Source organism: Arthrobacter sp. B2a2-09 (genome assembly GCF_027587375.1).
Lineage (GTDB): Bacteria > Actinomycetota > Actinomycetes > Actinomycetales > Micrococcaceae > Arthrobacter.
This window is the reverse complement of the sequence record NZ_JAMXIC010000013.1, coordinates 101,208-123,233: the sequence shown is the minus strand read 5'-3', so window position 1 is coordinate 123,233 and position 22,026 is coordinate 101,208. Positions and strand designations below refer to the sequence as shown.

At 62.9% G+C, this 22,026-nt stretch carries 21 protein-coding genes and 1 riboswitch; of the genes, 9 read left to right on the top strand and 12 right to left on the bottom strand.

The features are described 5' to 3' along the window. Positions 1–33 precede the first annotated feature (33 nt). The 4 genes from NFJ07_RS15100 to NFJ07_RS15085 all read right to left on the bottom strand — a co-directional run bounded on the left by NFJ07_RS15100 (position 34) and on the right by NFJ07_RS15085 (position 5,960). Complete coding sequence (locus NFJ07_RS15100; protein WP_269995522.1) at positions 34–1,386, bottom strand: amidase; 1,353 nt, start codon at positions 1,384–1,386, stop codon at positions 34–36. A 74-nt stretch (positions 1,387–1,460) separates the two neighbouring features. Further along, the gene (locus NFJ07_RS15095) at positions 1,461–2,879 is read right to left on the bottom strand and encodes an amidohydrolase family protein (RefSeq protein ID WP_269995520.1); all 1,419 of its coding nucleotides are present in this window, start codon (positions 2,877–2,879) and stop codon (positions 1,461–1,463) included. Continuing rightward, on the bottom strand, positions 2,876–4,564 hold the full coding sequence (locus NFJ07_RS15090) for an amidase (protein WP_269995518.1): 1,689 nt from the start codon (positions 4,562–4,564) through the stop codon (positions 2,876–2,878). Before NFJ07_RS15090 ends, NFJ07_RS15095 begins: the two co-directional genes overlap by 4 nt. Further along, complete coding sequence (locus NFJ07_RS15085) at positions 4,548–5,960, bottom strand: MFS transporter (protein WP_269995516.1); 1,413 nt, start codon at positions 5,958–5,960, stop codon at positions 4,548–4,550. The genes NFJ07_RS15090 and NFJ07_RS15085 overlap by 17 nt, the downstream gene beginning before the upstream one ends. Before the next feature lie 133 nt (positions 5,961–6,093). On the opposite strand from NFJ07_RS15085, the gene NFJ07_RS15080 reads away from it, so the two are divergent. Then, positions 6,094–6,996, top strand: a complete 903-nt coding sequence (locus NFJ07_RS15080) for a LysR family transcriptional regulator (RefSeq protein ID WP_269995515.1) — start codon at positions 6,094–6,096, stop codon at positions 6,994–6,996. Between the two features lie 31 nt (positions 6,997–7,027). On the opposite strand, the gene mgrA is transcribed toward NFJ07_RS15080, so the two are convergent. Further along, the gene (gene mgrA / locus NFJ07_RS15075; RefSeq protein ID WP_269995514.1) at positions 7,028–8,074 is read right to left on the bottom strand and encodes an L-glyceraldehyde 3-phosphate reductase; all 1,047 of its coding nucleotides are present in this window, start codon (positions 8,072–8,074) and stop codon (positions 7,028–7,030) included. Positions 8,075–8,193: 119 nt separating this feature from the next. Beyond that, positions 8,194–9,096 (bottom strand): helix-turn-helix transcriptional regulator, encoded by a 903-nt coding sequence (locus tag NFJ07_RS15070; protein WP_269995513.1) that lies wholly within the window; start codon positions 9,094–9,096, stop codon positions 8,194–8,196. Positions 9,097–9,702: 606 nt separating this feature from the next. On the opposite strand from NFJ07_RS15070, the gene NFJ07_RS15065 reads away from it, so the two are divergent. After that, positions 9,703–11,187, top strand: a complete 1,485-nt coding sequence (locus NFJ07_RS15065) for an MFS transporter (RefSeq protein WP_269995511.1) — start codon at positions 9,703–9,705, stop codon at positions 11,185–11,187. Here NFJ07_RS15065 and NFJ07_RS15060 read toward each other — a convergent pair. Continuing rightward, positions 11,184–11,876 (bottom strand): SAM-dependent methyltransferase, encoded by a 693-nt coding sequence (locus NFJ07_RS15060; protein ID WP_269995509.1) that lies wholly within the window; start codon positions 11,874–11,876, stop codon positions 11,184–11,186. The two genes, NFJ07_RS15065 and NFJ07_RS15060, sit on opposite strands and share 4 nt — an antisense overlap. Before the next feature lie 330 nt (positions 11,877–12,206). On the opposite strand from NFJ07_RS15060, the gene NFJ07_RS15055 reads away from it, so the two are divergent. Further along, on the top strand, positions 12,207–13,940 hold the full coding sequence (locus tag NFJ07_RS15055) for a DEAD/DEAH box helicase (protein WP_269995508.1): 1,734 nt from the start codon (positions 12,207–12,209) through the stop codon (positions 13,938–13,940). A 3-nt stretch (positions 13,941–13,943) separates the two neighbouring features. Here the strand turns inward: NFJ07_RS15055 and NFJ07_RS15050 are convergent, their stop codons facing one another. The 5 genes from NFJ07_RS15050 to NFJ07_RS15030 form a co-directional block, all read right to left on the bottom strand. Further along, positions 13,944–14,594, bottom strand: a complete 651-nt coding sequence (locus NFJ07_RS15050) for an MBL fold metallo-hydrolase (protein ID WP_269995506.1) — start codon at positions 14,592–14,594, stop codon at positions 13,944–13,946. Between the two features lie 36 nt (positions 14,595–14,630). Next, a complete protein-coding gene (locus tag NFJ07_RS15045; protein WP_269995504.1) occupies positions 14,631–15,650 on the bottom strand; it encodes an aldo/keto reductase in 1,020 nt (339 codons plus the stop codon). Positions 15,651–15,719: 69 nt separating this feature from the next. After that, positions 15,720–16,085 carry a DMT family transporter gene (locus NFJ07_RS15040; RefSeq protein ID WP_269995502.1) on the bottom strand — a complete coding sequence of 122 codons (366 nt, stop codon included), beginning with the start codon at positions 16,083–16,085 and terminating at the stop codon, positions 15,720–15,722. Between the two features lie 2 nt (positions 16,086–16,087). Continuing rightward, positions 16,088–16,402 (bottom strand): DMT family transporter, encoded by a 315-nt coding sequence (locus tag NFJ07_RS15035; protein ID WP_269995500.1) that lies wholly within the window; start codon positions 16,400–16,402, stop codon positions 16,088–16,090. Between the two features lie 9 nt (positions 16,403–16,411). Then, positions 16,412–16,477, bottom strand: a riboswitch (guanidine-III (ykkC-III) riboswitch). A 78-nt stretch (positions 16,478–16,555) separates the two neighbouring features. Next, on the bottom strand, positions 16,556–17,200 hold the full coding sequence (locus NFJ07_RS15030) for a HutD/Ves family protein (RefSeq protein ID WP_269995498.1): 645 nt from the start codon (positions 17,198–17,200) through the stop codon (positions 16,556–16,558). Positions 17,201–17,333: 133 nt separating this feature from the next. On the opposite strand from NFJ07_RS15030, the gene NFJ07_RS15025 reads away from it, so the two are divergent. From NFJ07_RS15025 to poxB, 6 genes are all read left to right on the top strand, one after another. Then, on the top strand, positions 17,334–17,930 hold the full coding sequence (locus tag NFJ07_RS15025; protein ID WP_269995497.1) for a phosphoribosylanthranilate isomerase: 597 nt from the start codon (positions 17,334–17,336) through the stop codon (positions 17,928–17,930). A 242-nt stretch (positions 17,931–18,172) separates the two neighbouring features. Beyond that, on the top strand, positions 18,173–18,523 hold the full coding sequence (locus NFJ07_RS15020) for an ArsR/SmtB family transcription factor (protein WP_269995495.1): 351 nt from the start codon (positions 18,173–18,175) through the stop codon (positions 18,521–18,523). Continuing rightward, positions 18,520–18,981: an SRPBCC family protein gene (locus NFJ07_RS15015; protein ID WP_269995492.1), complete on the top strand. Its 462-nt coding sequence runs from the start codon at positions 18,520–18,522 to the stop codon at positions 18,979–18,981. The genes NFJ07_RS15020 and NFJ07_RS15015 overlap by 4 nt, the downstream gene beginning before the upstream one ends. A gap of 351 nt (positions 18,982–19,332) precedes the next feature. Then, positions 19,333–19,596, top strand: a complete 264-nt coding sequence (locus NFJ07_RS15010) for a hypothetical protein (protein WP_269995491.1) — start codon at positions 19,333–19,335, stop codon at positions 19,594–19,596. 196 nt (positions 19,597–19,792) lie between these two features. Continuing rightward, positions 19,793–20,194 (top strand): YccF domain-containing protein, encoded by a 402-nt coding sequence (locus tag NFJ07_RS15005; RefSeq protein ID WP_268020242.1) that lies wholly within the window; start codon positions 19,793–19,795, stop codon positions 20,192–20,194. A gap of 81 nt (positions 20,195–20,275) precedes the next feature. Continuing rightward, positions 20,276–22,012, top strand: coding sequence for a ubiquinone-dependent pyruvate dehydrogenase (gene poxB, locus NFJ07_RS15000; protein ID WP_269995486.1), 1,737 nt, complete (start codon positions 20,276–20,278; stop codon positions 22,010–22,012). Positions 22,013–22,026: the final 14 nt, after the last annotated feature.

The following is a 22,026-nucleotide window of genomic DNA, read 5'->3' as shown; positions in this document are numbered from 1 at the left end:
GTCTGGTTCCCACATCGGGCGACGCGTCGGGCGCTATTGAGGGCTTTCATGCTGGAAGCTGTGCTCCCAGGGGTGCGCTTGCTCAAATGCACTGGCGATTTCCAGCAACGTATTGTCGGCAAAATGTCGGCCGCTGAGCTGCACACCTACTGGAAGCCCGCTACGAGTACGTCCTACCGGGACGCTGACCGAAGGGTGTCCTGTGAGGTTGGAGAGAAATGCGAACGGTGACCATTGGCGTCCGTCAGCGATTCCACAGTCTCCATCCTGGGGGAATCGCATCCCGACAGGAAAGGCCGGGGTGGCCGTGGTAGGCGTTAGGAGAACGTCGTGGAGTTCACCAAAGCTTCGCATCGTGTCATAAACGATCTGCCGATTCCTCCGCGCCCGTGTGAGTTCATCGCCACTCCACTGTCGATCAACTAGCTCCCGGATATCCGGGGACACGGTCACTTGGTCTGCGAGCTTGCGAAGTTCCTCAAGGTCTGTGTCCATCGCCACGCTTGCCGCAAATATTTCCCGGAGATCCGGCAATGCCGGCAACTGAGGGGACACCTCCCGGACGATCCATGACTGCCGCGAAGCCACCGACCTAACGGCCACCTCGACGATCTCGGCCACTTCGGAGTCAACCTCCGCCCCAGCAAGACTTGGGCTGTACGCAAGGATGAGATCTCTTTGCCGAGATGTTCTGTGCTCGGTGTCCAGTGGCACGGAATGCCGATCCCGAACATCCGGCCCGGCAATAACCGACATGACCAGTGCGCTGTCAGCGACTGTGCGCGTGATCGGCCCGATGCACTCAAGCGATTCCCAGCTATTTAGACCAGTCCGAAGCGGCAAGCGCGACGACGGGTACAACGGGACCACGCCGAATGTGGGCTTTAGCGCAAAAACGCCACATATGGCTGCAGGAACCCTCAAGGATCCGCCCCCATCACTACCCAGTGCTATCGATCCCATGCCCGCCGCGACGGCGGCTGCGGCACCCCCCGATGAGCCGGCCGCCGTCATGCCAACATCCCACGGGTTGCGTGTCGGGCCGAACAGCTCGTTATCTGTGACGACGCCGTATCCCAGCTCTCGCGTGTTCGTCTTGCCGATCAGTATGCCTCCGGCGTCGCGGAGCCTTGCCACCGAGATTTCGTCCTGATCCGGAACCCAGTCCTGATGGGCCAAACTTCCCAGTGTTGTACGCACCCCCTTTGTCGGGATGAGGTCCTTCACGGAAAAAGGTACGCCGTGCAATGGACCGGTCGGCGCTCCCGCGGCTTGACTGCGGTCTGCGGCCCGAGCCGCATCCAATGCTTGATCATTCATGGTGACATAGGCGTTCAGCTTCGGGTTGACGTCGGCGATCCGCCCCAGGACGGCGGTGGTCAGCATTTCTGCGGACCACCTACCGTCCCGAACTCCAGCAGCCTGTTCAACAGCCGAGAGTTGCCAAAGGAGGGCTTCTTTCACGTCGCCTTCTGCCCCGGAGTCAGCTGCATGAGATCCTCGGCCTTCCTCGGCAGATAGCCGCCGTAGCCGGGCTCTTGGGCCAGGGATCCGTCCACCAAGAGCGCACGCCCACGGAGGAAGGAGTGCGTGGGCCAGCCCGTAACTGAGCGGTTCTCGTAAAGGCTGTAAGTCGCACCGGTGTGCTGCCTACGAGCCTGAATTGTCTCGGTCCGCTTGGGATCGACAATGACCAAATCAGCGTCGGACCCTACTTGGATGGCCCCCTTCTTGGGGTAGAGCCCATAGATTTTCGCAGGATTACTGCTCAGAACCGCAGCAACCTCCGCAGGGTCCTGGCCCCGGCGGCTGACCATCTCATCAAAAATGATGGGCAGCAGGGTCTCAGTTCCAGGCGCTCCGTAGGGTTCTGCGAAAATGTCTGTCGTCTCCGTCAGGCTTTCACGATCACGCGGTGCATGATCGCTGGCGACCACAGAAAGCGTTCCATTTGAGAGTGCGTGCCAAAGACTGCCGTTGTCGAAGGCGGTCCGCAAAGGCGGCCCGACTTTCGCCAAAGGACCCTTGGCGATGAGGTCGTCATTGGTCAGGGTGAGGTACTTCGGACAGGTCTCTCCCCAAGCCTTCTGCCCGGCTTTCTGCGCCTCCTGCAACGCATGAACGGCGCCGCTCGTAGTCATATGAAGAACGTAGAGCGGACAATCCATCACCGCGGCGTATGTCAGCGCCCTGATGGTTCCCAGATCCTCTGCTGCTGCCGGTTCCGCTGCCGCGAAATCGGTGATGGCGGTCTTTCCTGCTGCGCGGCTTCCCGTAATAAGGTGGCCGATCATCTCTCCGTCTTCAGCGTGCACCATGGCAAGGCCACCGGCATCGCGGATCAAACCCAAGCCGCGGAGCAAGAGATTGTCGGGCATCATGATTCCCATGTCCTTATAGGACATAAAGAACTTGACCGAGGCGCTTCCCAGCACCATCAGCTTGGGAATTTCCTTGTCGAGGTCGTGATCAGGTCGCACAATCGTGTGAAGTCCGAAATCTATGACCGATGTACGGCTGCCTAGGTCGATAAAATGCTCGATGGCATCCGACGGAGCCATGTCGATTGGTGCCCGAATCTGGGTAATGGCGGTCGTTACGCCTCCGAAGGCCGCAGAACGATGGCTATCCCCGATTTCATCCGAGTGATCCGTCCAGGTCCTACAATGCACATGCGAATCAATGGCACCAGGAAGAACGATTCGATCTAAGGCTGACACAACCTTCTTCGCTGCCCTCTGGCTCAGATCCGGTTCAACCGCGGCGATCGTTTCGCCTCGGATTCCGATGTCGGCCCGTCTGGTGCCTTCAGGGGTAACGACGGTTCCGCCGGCAATGACGACGTCGAAGGGTTCGATGTTGTTCACGGGCTTGTTCACTTTCCGCCGAGAGTTACAGGGTGGTTCGGATGACGCAGATGCCAAGGCATCTTGCTTTCGTACGCAGCACCAACGTAAAAGAGCATCGGTTCACTGTGCGGCGGTCCGCACAGCTGCAGCCCGACAGGGAGCCCTTCCTTCGTGAACCCGCACGGCACCGAGAGCGCAGGTAATCCCAAAGTATTCAAAGGAGCCGCATAGCGCGTGTAAACAGTGTGAGCCGGTTCTTTGCCCCTGGATCCGGTGCCGATGGAAAGAGTGCCCACCGGGGCCGCGGGGACCGGCGTCGTCGGCGTCACGATGACATCCACGTCTTTCCAGACTTCCGAGAATTGGCGTGCGAAGAGACCTCGCAGGCGAGCGGCTTTGAGATACTCACTTGCCATGACCCCCCTGCCTGCTTCCTGTCGCTGTCGGATGTCCTGGCCATACTCAGTCGCTCGGTCCATGATGAGTTCCTCGTGAATACTCGACGCTTCAGAGAAGGCAATAGCCCGGTGAACTGGTGCTATGGCAGCCGCGTCCGGCAACACCACCTCGTGGACGGTCGCGCCCAAGCTGACCAGCTCCGATAAGGCCTGAAGATAAGCGCGCTGTACGCCTTCGTCCAAACCCATCTCAAGCCAGTTGCTCGGCACACCAATGCGGAGATCAATCCGATCCCGGGCAGACCCACGGGCCGACGCTTCTTGACAGGAGATTCCATACCTCTGCCGTGCCCGACTATCCAGAAGCATGTCCGCGATACTTGCTGTACCGCCGATCGTCTGTGCCAAAACGCCCATGGTTTCGGTAGTCCACGTCAGGGGAACGACCCCGCGTCGATCCATGACACCAAATGTCGGCTTGAGACCCACGATTCCGCAGTGTGCGGCTGGAACCCTGATTGATCCTCCCGGATCAGTGCCAATCGCAGAAGAGACGAGGCCCGCAGCGACAGCGGCTCCGGCACCGCCCGCGGCCCCTCCGGCCGTTCGTGCCAGGTCCCAGGGGTTGCGCATGCTGCCATAGTGATCGTTGGTTCCGGTCGTTCCTGCTGCGAACTCTTGAGTATTGAGCTTGCCGGCGAGAATCGCGCCCTCTCCCTTCAAACGTTTCCAAGCCGCCGCATCTCTGTCCGGAACGAAATCACGCAGAATACCCGATCCCGCAGTTGTAGGGATCCCGGACGTGCAGACCATGTCCTGCAGTCCAATGGGGATGCCTGCCAAAAGACCGCGAGAGTCACCGAGGTCAGCTTGGGGGTCAAGGGTTACGCGGATAAAGGCGTTAAGGGAAGAGTCCCACGTGTCTATTTGGTAGGAGAAGGCCTTAATCACCTCGGAGCGTGTCAGGACACCCCGCGCTGTAAGATCGGCCAGCACATGTCCGGGAAGCCAGGGAATGCCGTCGAGATCTGGTTCCCGGGCTTCGCGGGTGCTGGACCCGGGGAGCTCAACCGGATCGGGCCGATAAGCCGATGCTTCCACTGGATCGAAGATCAGCGGTGGCGGATCATCGAAGAGATTGGTAGGGCCATGGCCCTGCAGGCTTGCCGCGACCGCATCCAGTAGGTCCCCGGCACCGTCTGCAGTGATGTCGTCGAGATTCGGGTTGAGCCATTGAAGCAATTCCCCTCGTGGATGCGAGGGTCCTCGTAGTTGTTGGCTTGGCTGCTCCACAGTTGCCTCAGTGCATCGGGACAAAGGACTCCTCGACCTCCTCTTCAGTGTTCTTACCGATTGGCTCCCACTTGACGATCGCAAGAGCAATCAGACCCACCACGGGGGCGATAACAAGAGCGAACAGTGTTCCGTAAAGACCAAGCGTTGCGAGAAGAATGGGTACCAAGAACAGTGCGGTAAGGCTTCCGGTGCGGTTGGCCGCTTGGGAAAGACCAGCGCCTGCACCGCGGATTTGCGTGGGGTACGACAAAGCCGAGAATGATTGGGCGGTCGAGCCAGGGCCGAAAGTGTGGAAGCCAATGAAGAGCGCCAGGAGTGCAACCCCGATCAGAGCCGGCAGCGACTGACCCCAGACTCCGAGAATGAGGAGGATAACGCCGACAGCACCGAAGCCAATGATAGAGAGCCTACGCAAGCCCAGACGGTTGACCATCGAGCCGGCGAGTAGAGCTCCCACCAATCCGCATGCGTTGGCAGCAATTGACGCCGTGAGGGAAACGTCGACGCTCTTGGAGATGAAAGAGAAAACGATCAACGGCAGGTAGAAACCGACAGAGGAGAACTGAACGCTTTGGGCCGCGCTGATGAGGACGATGAGGATACTGCGCATCCGGTACTGCTTGGCGAACAGCATCTTCATGACCTTGAAGAATCCGGGTGAGTCCTTGGCTTCGATGATGTTGAGTACAGCATTCTCATCCACGGAATATGGGCGGTTGTTCATTTTGCTCAGAATCCGTGCGGCCTCGGGAAGATCGCCGCGATTTGCTGCCCACATGGGGCTTTCCGACATGTACTTGAACCGCAGGGCAAGGATAACGATGGCAGGTACAGCGCCCAGGCCTACTGCCCAGCGCCAGAGTTCAGTTCCGACACCGGCGTGGTTCATACCGAGTGCGACGAGGAGTCCGACGATGGTGGCGGCGGACCACATGGCCGCTGCCGATTCAACCCATTTGCCCTTTTTCTTCACGGCCATGAATTCAGCCAGGAATGCCATCGCGACCGGCACGTCCAGCCCAACGCCTATGCCGATGAGGAGGCGGAAAAACACGAGCGTCCCGTAGTTGGGCGATAGAGCTGCACCGATCGTGGCGACGACGAACAGCAGGATATTCACCATAAACATCTTCAGCCGGCCGAAGCGATCGACAAAGTAGCCGCCTGAGAAGGCTCCCAGGATGGCTCCAAACGCCATGACTGCGGTGACTAGGCCCAATGTCTGGGCATCGAGATGGAACTCCTGCTGCAGTTGGACGGAACCAGCGCTCAGGCTGGTGAAGTCATAGGCGTCGATGAAGAAACCGCCAAGTGCGATGGTGCCGATCATTCGCGTTCGGCCTCCCAGCCGGGGGGTCTCATTGACTTCGCGGACAACATCGTCCTTCGAGCGAATGATTGTTGTATCAGTGGGCATAGCCTCTCCTATGTTGGGCCGGGCACCGTGGTCAAAGGGGGAATCCGAACGGTGCCGGCTGCTAGATCTACTGAACAGCACTCCTCGCCCTCGGGGTAGCCTATTTTTCTTTCGAAACCTATAGGGTTTGTCTATGGATCTACGAGGACTTCAATACTTCGTCTCCTCAGCGGATGCGGGGAGTTTCACCGCGGCGGCGGAAGCGCTCTACGTCAGCCAACCCTCTCTCTCAGAGGGGATCCGGCGATTGGAACGTGAACTGGCAACGCCCCTTTTTCATCGTGTGGGTAAGGGAGTTGTGCTGACCGAGTCCGGTCTTGTTCTTCTTCCGATGGCCAGGAACCTTCTTCGGGACCTGGACGAAGCACGCGAAGCGATGATTGCCCTCAAGGGGCTCCAGGGCGGCCACGTTCGCCTAACCTCGCCTCCCGGTCTTAGCGTCGACCCGCTCGCCCAGATTGTTGGCAGATTTCGTGATGAGTTCCCCGCTGTAACGCTGTCCATGCTGCCTGCGGAGGACGGCAACCTGGCGACTCAAGCCGTACTATCCGCTGCATGCGAGGTGGGAATTGTCGATCGTCAACCTCACTCGTCGGATCTGGTCGCGCACATCATCGCCCGCAACGAGATCATGGTCATTTCACCACCGGGGACCGGACACGAGGAGCCGACGCAGATTCCTTTGGAAGCCCTCACTGGACGCTCATTCATCAGCAGCCTCCCAGGAACCCGTGCCCGAACAGTTCTGAATGAGGCGAGGGAGCGCGGGGTCGATCTCAGGATAGTTGTTGAAACTCCACACCGTGAAGCAGTTGTGCCCTTAGTTCTAGAGGGGGTCGGAAGCGCGTTTGTAACCAGCTCTGTAGCCCGGGAAGCCCAGAAACGAGGAGCTGTCGCGTCCGCGTTGCAGCCACGGATCAGCTACGACGTTTACCTCATCCACCGCTCAAAGCCACTCACGCGAGCAGCCGCCGCATTCGTTAGCCATGCCCTTCTCTTAAGCACCACTACGATGCCTCAAACACCCGAAACCTAGCGCTAACTCCGCGGTGCTTGGGCCGGACGGTCTAGGCCTGGAGTGCCTTGGCCCAGAGGTTGACGTCGGACTCGACGGCAAATTCGTCAATCTTCCCGAGCTCGTCGTTGGTGAAGTCCGGACCTGAGGTTGCCGCCAGGTTGTCTTCGAGTTGCTGGACGCTGCTGGCGCCGATGAGTGCCGAGGTGACCGGTATTCCTTTGTTCTGTGGGCGCAGCACCCAGGCTATGGCCATCTGGGCGAGGGTCTGCCCGCGCTGCGACGCGATCTCGTTGAGGCCCCGGATGCGGGCCAGGTTCTCCTCGGAGAGTTGGGTGTCCACCAGCGACTTGCCTGCGGCCGCGCGGGAGTCCTCAGGGACGCCGTGCAGGTACCGGGTGGTCAGCAGTCCTTGTGCAAGGGGCGAGAACGCGATGGCGCCTGCGCCCATCTGCTCAAGGGTTTGGAACAAGTTGGGCTCGCCGTGTTCGGTCCAGCGGTTGAGCATTGAGTACGAGGGCTGGTGGATGAGCAACGGTGTTCCAAGGTCCCGGAGGATGGCAGCTGCCTCGAGTGTCTTGTCAGCGGAGTATGAGGAGATGCCGGCGTACAGCGCCCTGCCCGATCGGACGGCGGTGTCGAGCGCTCCCATGGTCTCCTCGAGGGGCGTGTTGGGGTCAGGGCGGTGGCTGTAGAAGATATCCACGTAGTCCAGGCCCATGCGTTCCAGGGACTGGTCCAGGCTCGAGAGCAGGTATTTCCTGGATCCCCATTCCCCGTACGGGCCGGGCCACATGTGGTATCCCGCTTTGGTGGAGATGACGAGTTCGTCGCGGTACGGCTTGAAGTCGTCCTTGAGGTGCCGGCCGAAATTGGTTTCGGCGCTGCCGCCGGGCGGACCATAGTTATTGGCCAGATCGAAGTGCGTGACGCCTAGATCGAAAGCGCGGCGAAGGATGGCCCGTTGCGTCTCGAAGGATTTGTCGTCGCCGAAGTTGTGCCACAGGCCCAGCGAAACCGCCGGAAGTTTCAGACCACTTCGGCCGACCCTTCGGTACGGCATCGAAGCATAACGGTCCTGCGTGGGGTTGTAATTCATCAATCTAATTTCCCTTGGATACGGAGATGGAGGAGGGGACATCGCGCGCGGGACATCGGCCCCGGGGCGTCGGGCCCTGGGCGTATGTGCAGGCGTTTGTTGAGGGGGAGGTGCAGGATTCAAGGGGTTTTGCTGGCGTCGGACCCGCGTCTTTCTTCGGCTGCTTGTGCAGCTTCAGGAGTGCCCGTTCCGGCGCCGAAGCTGCCAAGCAACGCGAGTGAATCCGCCGAGGACGAACCTGGCGGGGCTGAATACACCCGTAACGTCTGATCCGGATCGTCGGGCAGTGTCAGGTCTTCAACATTCAGTTCCAAGTCCCCGACGACGGGATGGTGGAGACGCACAATTCCTGCCGATGCTTTTGCCACCCGATGCCCTGCCCACCATTTGCGGAAGTGCTCGCTGGACACCGCCAGTTCGCCTACGAGTTGACTGGCCTGTGCGTCGTTGGGGTGACGGCCGATGTCCACCCGAAGGGATCCCACCGCATCGGACGCTACGGTCTTCCAATCCTGAAAGAGCGATTGCGCGAGCGGATCGAGGATGATCCACCGGGTCAGGTTTCGTTCCGTTGCGGGCATCGCGGGGAAATCTGCGAGCAGGAGGAACGCAAGATGGTTTCCGGCCAGAACATCGGTGCGTCGACCGAGGATAAGGGCGGGCACATTGCCCACGGCGTCGAGAAGCTGGTGCAGGGCCGGCCGTACTCGCTGACCGGAAGCGGGCGGACGCTGGGACAGCGCACAATTCTCCAAAAGGTCCATCATGTGCGCATGCTCGCCCGGATCCAAGTGCAGCGCCCGCGCCACGGAGTCAAGCACCGATCGGGAGGGGTGGATGTTGCGGCCCTGCTCCAACCTTGTGTAGTAGTCCGTGCTTACGTCGGCCAGCCGGGCGATCTCCTCACGGCGCAGCCCCGGGACCCGGCGGGCGCCCGAACTGGCACTGATTCCGGCCTGTTCCGGGTTCAACCGTGACCGCATTGCCTTCAGGAATTTTCCAAACTCTGCACTCTGACCCATGCCTTCAATTCTCCGCCGCCGGATGCGGGCTTTCCATAGGAAAGGTAGGCCGGTCAGTCCTAGGAAAACCAGGGAGAGGCACAGCTGCTGACATGATGCCCCTCGCCGCATAACGTGATTTGCAGAGACTCGACGAAACCGGCTTCCGGATGAGTCGCTCCAAAACCCCACTGACCGCTGCCCGAAGGATGCCTGGGCAAAATCGCATTTCGGTGGGCAACCAACGACAGAAGAGAACCATGGATTTTTCACTCATGATGGCCTGCGCGGTCATCAACTCCATCAACCACGAAGCACACAGTGCGTTGCCAAATGCCCCGGTTATCTCTCCACGACCCGCCGGACGCACCCGCAGACGGCTGGTCCGCCTCCAGGCTTTGCTGGCCCGTCTTCTACACCGGGCGGCATGGGCCATTGAACCTCATTCCCCGCGTGCCGAACACGGTCGTGACCGCTATCCCGGTGGTCGCCCGGGACGGCTGGCCGAACGGGGGACTGGGCTCCAGTGGCGACGGCGGCTCTCGTTCTGGGATGCCGAAAGGGAATCCTACCGCCCCTAGCGTTCGTGTCGCTCGCGATTCTCAGCTGTAGTTCTAGGCTGGGATGATGACAAGCCACGACGCAACCGCCGGCATACTGCAACGCCCCTATCTCCTGGCGACAGCGGGTGCCTGCGCGTTGGTCTTCCTGGCAGCTTTCGAATCCATGGCCGTCACCACCATCATGCCGCTCGTGAGCCGCGAGCTGGATGGTGCCGGACTCTATGCATTGGCGTTCGCCGGGCCGCTCGCCACTGGCGTGATCGGGATGGTCGCTGCAGGGAACTGGGCCGACCGGCGTGGTCCGGCCGCCCCGCTGTACGCCTCCGTGGCGCTGTTCGCGGCAGGGCTGCTCATCGCCGGTACCGCGGTTTCCATGCCGATGCTCGTGGCGGGCAGGCTCGTCCAAGGCCTCGGCGGCGGCGCGATGACCGTGGCGCTGTATGTGGTGATCGCCCGGGTCTACCCCGCCAGGTTGCACGCCCAAGTCTTTGCCGCGTTCTCAGCAGCCTGGGTCATTCCCTCGATGATCGGTCCCTTCGCGGCCGGCGTGGTTGCCCAGTTGAGCAGCTGGCACTGGGTGTTCCTCGGCGTCGTGGGCCTCGTGGTTCCAGCCTTGGCAATGATCCTCCCCGCCATGCGGGGCGTGCGTTCCGCGCCGGACCCGCGGGAGGCAGGCTCCCCGAAGGCGGCCTCCCCGAAGACCGCGCCCCGCGAGGCAAAGCCTGAAAGCGCCGACGTTCCCTGGGCGTTCGGCCGCATGGGGTGGGCCGCGCTCGCGGCCCTTGCGGTTCTCGGCCTGAACCTCTCCGGGCAGGTGCCCGGCGTCGGCTGGGTGATTGCCGCCGTCGCGCTCGTCATCGCAATGTTGGCGGTACGGCCGTTGGTTCCGCGCGGCACGCTCGGCGCGCACCGTGGACTGCCTAGTGTCATTTTGATGCGCGGAGTTGCTTCTGCAGCCTTCTTCGGTGCCGAGGTTTACGTGCCGTACCTCCTCACGGAGCGATACTCGTTCAGCCCGGCATTTGCCGGACTCGCGCTGACGGGATCGGCGCTCGCCTGGGCAGGGGCGTCCGCTGTTCAGGGCCGCATGGGTTCGAAGCTCGGCAATGCCTTGGCAGTCAGGATTGGGTCAGCGCTGGTGCTCGGTTCGGTGGTGATTGTTCTCGTGACCACATTGTTTTCGTGGCCGGCCGCAGTGGTGATTGCTGGTTGGTTGTTCGCTGGTGCCGGGATGGGCCTGATGTACCCGCGTTTGAGTGTCATGACCCTGGCCCTTTCCAAGCCGGAAGACCAAGGCTTCAACAGTTCGGCAATGTCCATCGCCGATTCCCTCGGCGGCGCCCTCTCGCTCGCGGTGACGGGACTCGTCTTTAGTGCGCTGACGACGACGGCGGCTTCCTTCGCTGGCGTGTTCGCGCTGACGTCGACCATCGCCGTCGTCGGACTCATCATTGCGCCGCGGGTTGCCGTCCGGAGGTCCTCGGGTGCTGAAAGTGCGGGGGTCGCCGAGGCGCACCGCGCTGCCGCGGCGGACGACGTGCGGGCCTAGGACTTTCGGGTGGCCCGGAACACGCTGTCGATGGTGGTGGCCTCCTGGCCCTCCGGACCCGTCACTGCGCGCTCCCTGGAGTCGGCAACATTGATCCGCCACGAGCCGGGGCCGAGCGTGAGCGCCTCCACCAAGTCCTCCGGCGTGAAGAACTTGTCCAGCATGTCCTTGTGCGGGCTCCACGGAGTCAGGCCGGCCGGATGATGCCCGACCACCAGCAAAGCGCCTCCGGGAGCCACAGCCGCTGCCGCCGAGGCAAGGGAATCGCGCCACGCGATAAGCGGAGAATGAAGGAATTGCGAGGACACCAGATCGAAGAGCTCTTCCGGTTGCCACGAGCCGAAGTTGCGCTGCAACCAAGCGATCCGGTCCTGTAGCCCGACCTCGACGGCATGGGCTGCTGCCCGTTCAAGCGCGACGGAGGAGACATCCACGGCGGTCACCGTCCAGCCGTGCTGGGCGAGCCAGATGGCGTCCGCGCCCTCCCCGCAGCCGAGATCCAGGGCGGTGCCGGGAGCCAGGCCCGTGGCTTCCGCGATCAGCTGCGGATTGGGATTACCGCTCCACCTCTTCGCCTTTTCCCGGTACACCTCGTCCCAAAACTGCCCCGGGTCTCTAAACTGCGCCGGGTCGGCGTCGTGGTGGGTTTCGCTGTGCAGGTGGGCTCCGCCGTCGTGCTGATGCGTCATGGCTCAAGCCTGCCCTGACGTGCCCCGTGAAGCAACGGCCAGACCAGAAGCCCCCGTGGAAAGGCGGGCTGTTCTCGGATGCTAGAATGGATCTACTTGATGTGCAGTGATGCCCGCTTAGTCCCCGAATTTGGCTTAGTTCCAAACTTGGGAAGTGGGCTTTTTTCATGTGAGAGGCACATCCTGCGTCGATGAACGCGTTTTCTCTGGTCCCGGCCACGGCTTCTTGCCCACCGGTCGATCACTGACTTTTTCCTCGGCGAACCCTTGGCCCAACCGGCGTCGGGGGACGATGTCCGTTGGACACCGCCAGAAAGACCCTAGAAACACATGACTACTTTTGCTGCCCTTGGCACGCCCAAGGCCATCGCCGAGTCCCTCGCTGCAGATGGTATCGAAGAAGCTTTCCCCATCCAGGTCAAGACCCTCCCGGATACGCTCGCAGGCCGCGACGTCCTGGGCCGTGGCCGTACCGGCTCCGGCAAGACCATCGCTTTCGCTATCCCGCTCGTGGCACGTCTCGCCGAGCGCGAAGCCAAGCACTTCCGCAAGCCGGGCCGCCCCATGGGCCTGGTCCTCGCACCGACCCGCGAGCTGGCCACCCAGATCAACGCCACCATCGAGCCGCTGGCCAAGGCCATGGGCCTGAACACCACGGTCATCTACGGTGGCATCTCCCAGGCCCGCCAGGAAAAGGCGCTGCGCGCCGGCGTCGACATCGTCATCGCCTGCCCCGGCCGCCTCGAGGACCTCATCCGCCAGCGCATCCTGACCCTCGAAGCCGTCGAGATCACCGTGCTGGACGAGGCCGACCACATGGCCGACCTCGGCTTCCTCCCGGTGGTCAAGAAGCTCATGGACATGACCCCTACCCAGGGCCAGCGCCTGCTCTTCTCTGCGACGTTGGACAACGGTGTTGACAAGCTGGTCAACCGTTACCTGTCCAACCCGCTGACCCATTCCGTGGACGACCCCCAGGCAGCCGTCACCACCATGGAGCACCACGTCCTGGTGGTCAACGACCAGACCGTCAAGAAGCAGCTGATCGTGGAGCTGGCCTCCGGTGCCGGCCGCCGCGTCCTCTTCATGCGGACCAAGCACCATGCCCGCAAGCTCGCCAAGACCCTGACCGACTGCGGCATCCCCGCCGTCGACCTTCACGGTAACCTGTCGCAGAATGCCCGTGACCGCAACCTCGCCGAGTTCTCCAGCGGTGAGGTCCGGGTCCTGGTGGCCACCGACGTCGCGGCCCGCGGCGTGCACGTCGACGACGTCGAACTCGTCATCCACGTCGACCCGCCCACCGAGCACAAGGCTTACCTGCATCGCTCCGGCCGTACGGCCCGCGCAGGTTCAGACGGCACTGTGGTCACGCTGACGCTTCCCGAGCAGCAGTCCGACGTCAAAAAGCTCATGAAGGCTGCCGGCGTCGACGTTTCGTTCGAGCGCGTCACGGCCAACTCCCCGCTGGTTGCCGAGCTCGTGGGCCAGGTTGCTGACAAGGTTGACCCGCGCACCCGTGCGGCATTGCTCGCAGCGAAGACCCAGCAGCCGGGTGGCGGTACCTCCACCGGTGCCAACGCCCAGCGCAAGCGCAACCGCCGCACCACCCAGGCTGCACCCACTGCGGGTGGCCGTGGTGGCCGCGGTGGCCGTGGCAAGGTTGCGGCCGAGCCCGTGCGCACAGACATCAATCGTGCGGAGCGCCGCGCAGCAGCCAACGACGACGTCGCCCGCAGTTCGCGTGGACGCGGCAACGCAGCTTCCGGTCACCGCAATGACGTTCCCGGTGCTCGTGGTCAAGGTGCGCAGGGTGGTCGCAGCGGCCGTCCGGCGACAGGTCAGCGTGCGGCTGCGGGCAACCGCTCGGCGTCGGCTCCGCGCACGGAATCCGCAACGTCCACGCGCAGCACTGGCAACAAGGCTGTCTGGTCTTCGAACACTGGCGGCAACTCCGGTGGCTCATACGGCTCCGGCTCAGGCAACTCGGGTTCCGGCCGTCCGGCCCGCAGCGGCCCGCGCCGTGCCTCGGCTCCGGCGTCGAACGAGCGCCGCGGCCGCTAGGGATCACCACCCGCGCTCGCGCCATTCCGCAAGGTGTGGCCGCTCTGCACCAAGCGTGGTCGGATCTCCATGGCCAGGATGCACCACGGTGTCGTCCGGGTAGGCCTCGAATAGCCGTTCGCTCACGTCGTTCAACAGCGACGTGAAGCGGACGGCATCGTTCTGCGTGTTGCCCACACCGCCGGGGAACAACGAGTCGCCGCTGAAAATGTGCGCGGGCCCTTCCGGGTCCAGGTAGACGTAGGCGATCGAACCCGGAGTGTGGCCGCGCAAGTGCACCGCGGTGATGTCGAAACCGTCGAAGCTTCCCACATCGCCATGGTGGAGCTGCACGTCCACGGGCACGGGAAGCGCGTCGGCGTCGTCTACTCCGGCCGAGGTCTTCGCGCCCGTGGCTTCCACCAACCCGGGAAGCGCGCGGACGTGGTCCCAGTGCTGGTGCGTCGTGGCGATCAGGGCCAGTTTCGGGGTTGCGGTGGTGTCCGCGGCCGAGTCTTCGATCATCTGTTGGATGGCCGGAAGGTCGCCCGCGGCGTCTATCAGGAGTTGCGCGCCGCTTGCCTTGGCGGTGAGCAGATACACGTTGTTGTTCATCTCGCTGACCGAGATGCGCCGGATGGTGATGTCACGCAGTGAATGAATGAGGGAGTCCATTCGTCCACTCTACGGAAGCCGCATGCGGCTTACTGACTACTCGCGGCCCTGCGAAACCCAGGTGGGATCCGCGGACCGTGAGCCGACGACGGCGTCCACGGCGCCGTCGAGCACGTCCAGTTGAGCGGCACTCAGCTCGAGCGACAAGGCGCCCAGGTTCTCATCGATCCGGTGCGCTTTGCGTGTGCCGGGGATGGGGACCACGCTGAGCTGGAGGCGGCGGCCCTGGGCGAAAAGCCAGGCCAAAGCCACCTGGGCGGGAGTTGCCTCCCGGCCGGTGCTCGCGGACAGCTCGGCGGCCACGGCACGCACCGCGGCAACAACCGCCTGGTTCGCGTCGAGGGCTCCGTCGGCAAAACGGGGGATCCGGTGGCGGAAATCGTTCTCGCCGAGTTGATCGGCGCTGACGGTTCCGGTCAAGAACCCCCGGCCAAGTGGCGAATAGGGTACGAAGCCCACTCCTAACTCGGCCGCGGTCGGGACGACGTTGCGTTCAACGTCCCGGCTCCAGATGGACCACTCGCTTTGCACGGCGGCTATTGGGTGCACGGCGTTGGCTTCCCTCAGCTCCTCGGCCGTCACTTCAGACAGGCCAAGGTGCCGGACCTTGCCTGCCCGGACAAGTTCCGCCATGGCCTCCACGGTTTCCACAATCGGAACGCGGAGGTCCCGGCGGTGCATGTAATAGAGGTCGATGACGTCGGTGCCCAGGCGGCGGAGGCTTGCTTCCGCAGCCTGGGCCACGTAGGCGGTATCTCCCCGGACACCGGTGTAACCATCGCGCGGGTTGCCCGCGATTCCGAACTTGGTGGCCAACTGGACTTCGTCGCGGCGATCCTTCAGCAGTTTCGCGATCAGTTCCTCGTTGTCGCCCGCGCCGTAAATATCCGCGGTGTCAATGAAGCTGATGCCGGCATCCACGGCGTGGTGCAGCGTCTTGAGGGATTCGGCGGGATCCACCTCGCCATACACGGGCGTCAGTGCCATCCCGCCGAAACCGAGGGGGCTCACGGTCAGGCCATCGCCGAGTTGTACATTCGTGGTTTCCGGGCTCACGGTGGTTCTCCTTCGCCGAGTGTTCGTCTCATTGCTGGCAACTCCGTGGAGCGGGGGAGTATTCCGCGCTTATGGCTTGGCTGGCTCGGCCACTTCTTCACGCTTCTCCGTGGGAAGGGCCTTCAACCCGGCCGCGCAACCGACGATTCCCGCGATGAACAGCAGCTTGAGCGGGCTGGCCGGTTCGACGCCGGTGGCCATCGCCCAGCCGACCGTCAGCGCAGCGCCGATCCCGACCCAGACGGCGTAGGCCGTGCCAAGGGGAATCCGTTTTACTGCGATGCCGAGGCCGATCATGCTGAGGGTCGCCGTCACGGCGAAGACCGCGGTGGGGATGGCTTGGCTGAAGCCGTCGGACAGTCCGAGGGCCGTCGCCCAAACAGCTTCGAGCACGGCTGAGGCCAGCAAAACGGCCCATGCGAACTTGGCGGTCATGGCTACGCCACCACCTTCAAGCCGACCACGCACGCACCGATCCCGGCGAGCAGCAGCAGCCGGGCCGCCGTCGGGCGCTCAACTTTGGTGATCATCGCGTAAGCGGCCGTGAGGACGACGCCGACTCCCACCCACACCGCATACGCGGTTCCGGTGGGAATGGATTGCATCGCGAAGGCCAGGCCAGCGGTGCTCGCAACCACGGTGACGAGGAAGACAGCGGAGGGCAGCGGCTTGCGGAAGCCTTTGGAACGGTGGAGCGCTGCGGCCCAGACGGCCTCAAGCGCCCCCGACAGAATGAGGATTAACCACGACATGACAGATCCTTTGGCCAGTCTTGTCGCGTGCCGGGTACTGAACCGTCGTCCGGAGGTCCCTGTGCGGGCCTTCCTTAGAGGCTAGCAAAGCCCGACGCCGGGTGGCCAGCTTTGGTGGCGAGCCTCACCAAGGGACATGTCCAGTGCTGAGACCTAGGAGTGCGCATGCTCCACGCGGTCAATGGAGATGACGGCGAGGAAACCGCGGCCCAGGATTTCCGGGCTGCGCGTGTCGGAACCTACTACTGCGTCATAGCGGCCGAGTTCGACGGGCTCGGCGGTCGGCGCGGCAGCCTCCCCGTCCGAGCTGTCCGCGGGCTCCGCTGTTTCCGCAGGATCCGCGCCGGGACTAGCAGAAGCCTTGCCCTCCAACAGGACCGCCAACTGGCCTTCGAACACCGGGTGTGCGCGCTTCTTGGAGAGCTCGATGATGGACGTGTAGCCCTTGAATTCGCCGGCCCGGGCGATAACGTTGAGGTCCCGGATGTCGCCAGTCGGGAGTGCGCTGGCCGAAGCCGCCTCGCCCGAGAAACGGAACGGCCGGTACTTTTCCAGCGGGTGCTCTTCGCCGTCAACCGTGAGCAGCAGCAATTCGCCGTCGATCACTGTGATGACGCGCTCCATGCCCGGGAACGTCGAGAAATCGCCGGCCGATCCGACGTCGGCGATGCTGACCCGCCAGTCCCACGCTCCGTCTTGCGCCGACGCCGCTTTCGGATGGCTGGCGAGTTCGCGGGTCACCCCGCCTCCGTTGCGCCATGGTTCGGGTTTGAGCTCGGCAAAGCGGATGATCTCCATGCGCTCCAGCCTAGCCCGAGCCTGCCTTTGCCCGGCTGAACGCTCGCGTAACATCGGCGCAACCTTGGCACGGTTCAACAATTCCGGAGCCCCTTGCTAACGTCGTAGGGAGGCAAACGGTTGGAGGCGCGGGATGTTCGTCAAAGTGTGTGGTTTGAGCACACCTGAATCCGTCCAGGCCGCCGTCGAGTCCGGCGCAGACGCCGTGGGTTTCGTGCTGACGAAGAGCCCACGCGAGGTATCGCCTGACCGTGCCCGGGACTTGCTGGTCCATGTGCCGGAAGGTGTCGCCGCCGTCGGAGTCTTCCGCCACGAGACCGCCGCCGACGCCGTCGCAACCGCCCGTGAAGCCGGTCTCGAATGGATCCAGCTGCACGGAAGCCGTTCGCCGGAAGACGTCAAGACCGTGCACGACGCCGGCATGCGGCTCATCCGGGCCGTCACCATGGGCGCCACCCCGGGCGAGTTCGAGGAGTGGGGCGAGGAACTTCTCCTGATTGACGCCGCCGTGCCGGGTTCGGGCGAGTCGTGGGACTATTCCTCGGTCCGGAATCTGGGCCTCGGCGCGCGCAACTGGTTGTTGGCCGGAGGATTGACCCCGTCCAACGTCGGAGCCGCGGCGCTAGAGGCTGAGGCCTGGGGCGTCGACGTGTCCAGTGGCGTGGAGTCCTCGCGTGGGGTGAAAGACCTCGACCTCGTTCGCGCCTTCGTCCAAGCAGCAAAAGCCTGAGGTCCCCGCCGAACGCTCGCTCACCTTTAACGCCTTTTCGACGAACGCTCGCTCACCTTTAACGCCTTTTCGACAAACGCTCGCTCAGATGATGTGAGCGCAGGTCCGCGGTTTTGCCCCCAAAAGTGAGCGAGCGTCGCAAGAAACCCTTGACAGCCGCCATTCGTCGTCGCATATTTAACGCATCGGTTAATTAGCCGAGTAGTTAAATGCGCGAGTAGTTAAATGCGAAGGCACCGCCGATGTCCACAGACCGCCTCAGTCTCATCTTCTCGGCACTTGCCGACCCCACCCGAAGGGCCATTCTGGCTCGGCTTTCGGAGGGTGAGGCCACCGTGAACGAGCTTGCCGAACCGTTCGACATCAGCCTTCCCGCCGTCTCGCGGCATCTCAAGGTCCTGGAAAACGCAGGGCTGATCAGCCGGAGCCGGAATGCGCAATGGAGGTCTTCCAAATTGGAAGCGGAACCACTGCGCGAAGCCACCGAATGGATGGACAGATACAGGCGCTTCTGGGACGCCGGCTTTATCCGCCTCGACGCCCACTTACGCAAGATTCAGCACGATTCAAAGAATCCAGGAGTCAAGCAATGAATACGGAACAGCACATCCTCACCATGACCCGCGAATTCGATGCCCCACGCGAGCTCGTCTTCCAAGCCTTCGTGGACCCCGAGCAGCTCGCCGCATGGTTCGGGCCGGTCGGCGTGAATTCACCGCGCGACCGGATAGCCGTCGACCCCCGGGTGGGCGGAGTCTGGCAGCTCGTCATGACCTGGGACGAGAGCGGCGTCGCCAAGGAATCTCCCATAGACGCCGTCATCACCGCGTACGACCCGCCATCCCTGCTGGTCGCCACCCAGAAAGCAGCGCCCGACGCCGGGATCACACTTTTGCTGGAAATGCGCCTTGAATTCGAGGTACTGGATGGCGGCCGCACGCGGCTTCATCTCGCCCAAGGCCCCTTCGACTCCGACGAGTGGGTGGAAATGACACGAGAAGGATGGGGCTCCTCGTTCACCAAACTGGACACCTTTCTTGTGCGGGAATAGGGAGGCGGTCCAAAGGCGCCCGAAGTCAACTTGGAAGGTCCGTGCCCATTCGGGCTACACTCCACGGCGGGGACAGAATGCCATTGCTCTGGAGGCCGAACGGTTCCGGAGACGGACGATCAAGCAGAATGCGACCTTTTGAAAATCCTTTCCAAACCACTTAACGGCCCTATCCGATACCTGACAGTCGCCCTCTTCGCGGCACTGGCGCTGTCCGGCTGCTCCACTCAGGGAGGGGGCTCCGCCGCGGCGGGCACGCCGTCGTCCTCTTCTGCGGGCGGCTCCGCATCCGCAAGTGCAAGCCCAACTCCATCATCGGGGCCGTTCGGGGGCTTCGCATCGGCTGCCGAAATGTGCTCCACCATCTCTCAAGAAGCCACGGGAGCGTCGTTGCTGCCAATGTCTGCGGCACAGGGAAAGACCGCCGAGCTGGAGCAATACAAGACCGAACTCACCGCCACGGCCGATCGCGTCCCGGATGGTCTCAAAGCTGATTTCGCCAACCTCAAGGACACTGCGATCGCAGGTTTGAAAGACCAAACCGTTTACTCGAGCGGCAAGTTCGAAAAGGCGATGGCTCCCGTTACCGCTTGGCTGAGCGCCAACTGCAAGTAGTCCTTTCCCAAGGGAAACCAGCAGGCGCTGGCCGGCTCGGGCGTTCATATGTGCGCGAGCGTCCGCCGTAAGGGCCATATATGTGAGCGAGGGTCCGCCGGAAAGGCCATATATGTGAGCGAGGATCGGAAGATCAGGGGGATTTCAGGGGGAACCCCTAGGCCTCAACAACGGCCTACGAGGCAGAATTGAAACTATGAAAACGCTGCTCAACATCATCTGGCTCGTCTTCGGTGGCTTCGTTCTGGCCTTGGGCTATTTCATGGCCGGAATTGTCTGCTGCTTGTTGATCGTCACCATCCCGTGGGGCATCGCGTCGTTCCGGATTGCCTCGTACACGTTGTGGCCGTTTGGTCGCATGGTGGTGGACAAGCCCGGAGGCGGGGGAGTCTTCCCGCTTATCGGCAATGTCATCTGGTTGCTGGTTGCGGGCATATGGATCGCGATCGGGCACGTGGTCACGGCCTTCGCCATGGCCATCACCATCATCGGGATCCCGCTGGCCATCGCCAACCTGAAGCTCATTCCGGTATCGCTCATGCCGCTGGGCAAGCAGATCGTGCCTAGCAACCGCCCGTTCGTCAGCACGTACCGCTAGCCTCCCCGCAAAAGGCGCCATGGACTGTTCCGGAGTAGCGTAGGCCGTGTCTGCACTGCCTCCCCTCGAAAGGACCAGTCCATGTCCGCCGCCAGGAACACCGTTGCCAAGAACATCGTCGCCACCCTCAAAGCCAACAACGTCCAGCGGGTCTACGGGATCCCCGGAGATTCGCTCAACGGATTCACCGACGCGCTGAGGGAGGAAGAGAGCATCCGTTGGGTGCATGTCCGGCACGAGGAAGCCGCGGCATTGGCGGCCGCAGCCGAGGCAGGCCTCACAGATGAACTCGCGGTGTGTGCCGGATCCTGTGGCCCGGGCAACCTGCACCTGATCAACGGCCTCTACGATGCCAACAAGTCCAGGGTTCCCGTGCTGGCCATCGCCGCCCACATTCCCAGCGAAGAGATCGGCAGCCAGTACTTCCAGGAGACGCACCCCCAGGAGTTGTTCCGGGAATGCAGCGTTTACGTCGAGCACGTCGCCCATCCTTCCCAGATGCCCAGGGTCTTGGAAATCGCAATGCGAACCGCCGTCGAGAAGCGAGGCGTCGCCGTCGTCGTGATTCCCGGCGACGTCGCCCTCGCGGAGGCGCAGAGCGACCGGACCGCCGTGATCCGGGCCGCCCGGCCGGAGATCCGGCCCAACCCACGGGAGCTCGCCGAGGCAGCGGACATTCTCAACGCGGCCGGCAAAGTCACCATCCTGGCCGGTGCCGGCACCGCGGGTGCGCACGCCGAGGTCATGGCCCTGGCGGACGCACTGGGGGCGCCGATTGTCCACGCAATGCGCGGCAAGGAGCACATCGAATACGACAACCCGTTCGACGTCGGCATGACCGGCCTTTTGGGGTTCAGTTCCGGCTATCGCGCGATGGAGAGCTGCGAGGCCTTGCTCATGCTGGGCACCGACTTTCCGTACCAGCAGTTCTACCCGGAGAACGCCAGGATCATCCAAGTGGACATCAGGGGCGAGCAGCTCGGCAGGCGCTCCCGGATCGATCTTGGCCTTGTGGGCACAGTCAAGGACACTGCGGCCTCGCTCCTGCCCTTGATCGAGCACAAGACGAAACGCACACACCTCCAAACCTCGCTCAAGCACTACGCCAAGTCGCGCGCCAAGCTCGATGACCTCGCCTCTCCGGCCAAGGACGGCCAGCCCATCCATCCGCAGTTCGTGGGCAGGCTGGTGGATGAGTTGGCGGCCCCGGATGCGGTTTTCACGTGCGACGTCGGGTCCCCCACCGTTTGGGCGGCCCGGTACCTGAGCATGAACGGCCGACGCCGACTGCTCGGCTCGTTCAACCACGGAACCATGGCCAATGCCCTGTCGCATGGCATCGGTGCGGCCGCCGCGTACCCTGGGCGCCAGGTGGTAGCCCTGGCCGGCGACGGCGGTCTGACCATGCTGCTCGGCGAGCTCATCACCTTGGTGCAAAACAAGCTCCCCGTCAAAGTGGTGGTGTTCAACAACTCCTCGCTGAACTTCGTGGAGCTCGAAATGAAGGCCGCAGGATTCGTCAATTACGGCACGGAGCTCGAGAATCCGGACTTCGCCAAACTGGCAGAATCGCTGGGCATCCGAGGAATCCGGGTGGACGACTCCTCCGGGCTGAAGGCGGGACTGGCTGAAGCCTTCGCGCACGACGGCCCGGCCCTGGTCGACGTCCGCACGGCCCGGCAGGAACTGTCCATTCCGCCGGCAATCAGCGCCGAACAGGTCAAGGGCTTCACCCTTTACGCGATCCGGACGGTCCTCTCCGGCCGCGGCGACCAGCTCATCGACCTCGCGAAGACCAACATCCGCCAGATTTTCTGACCGGATCCTCAAAC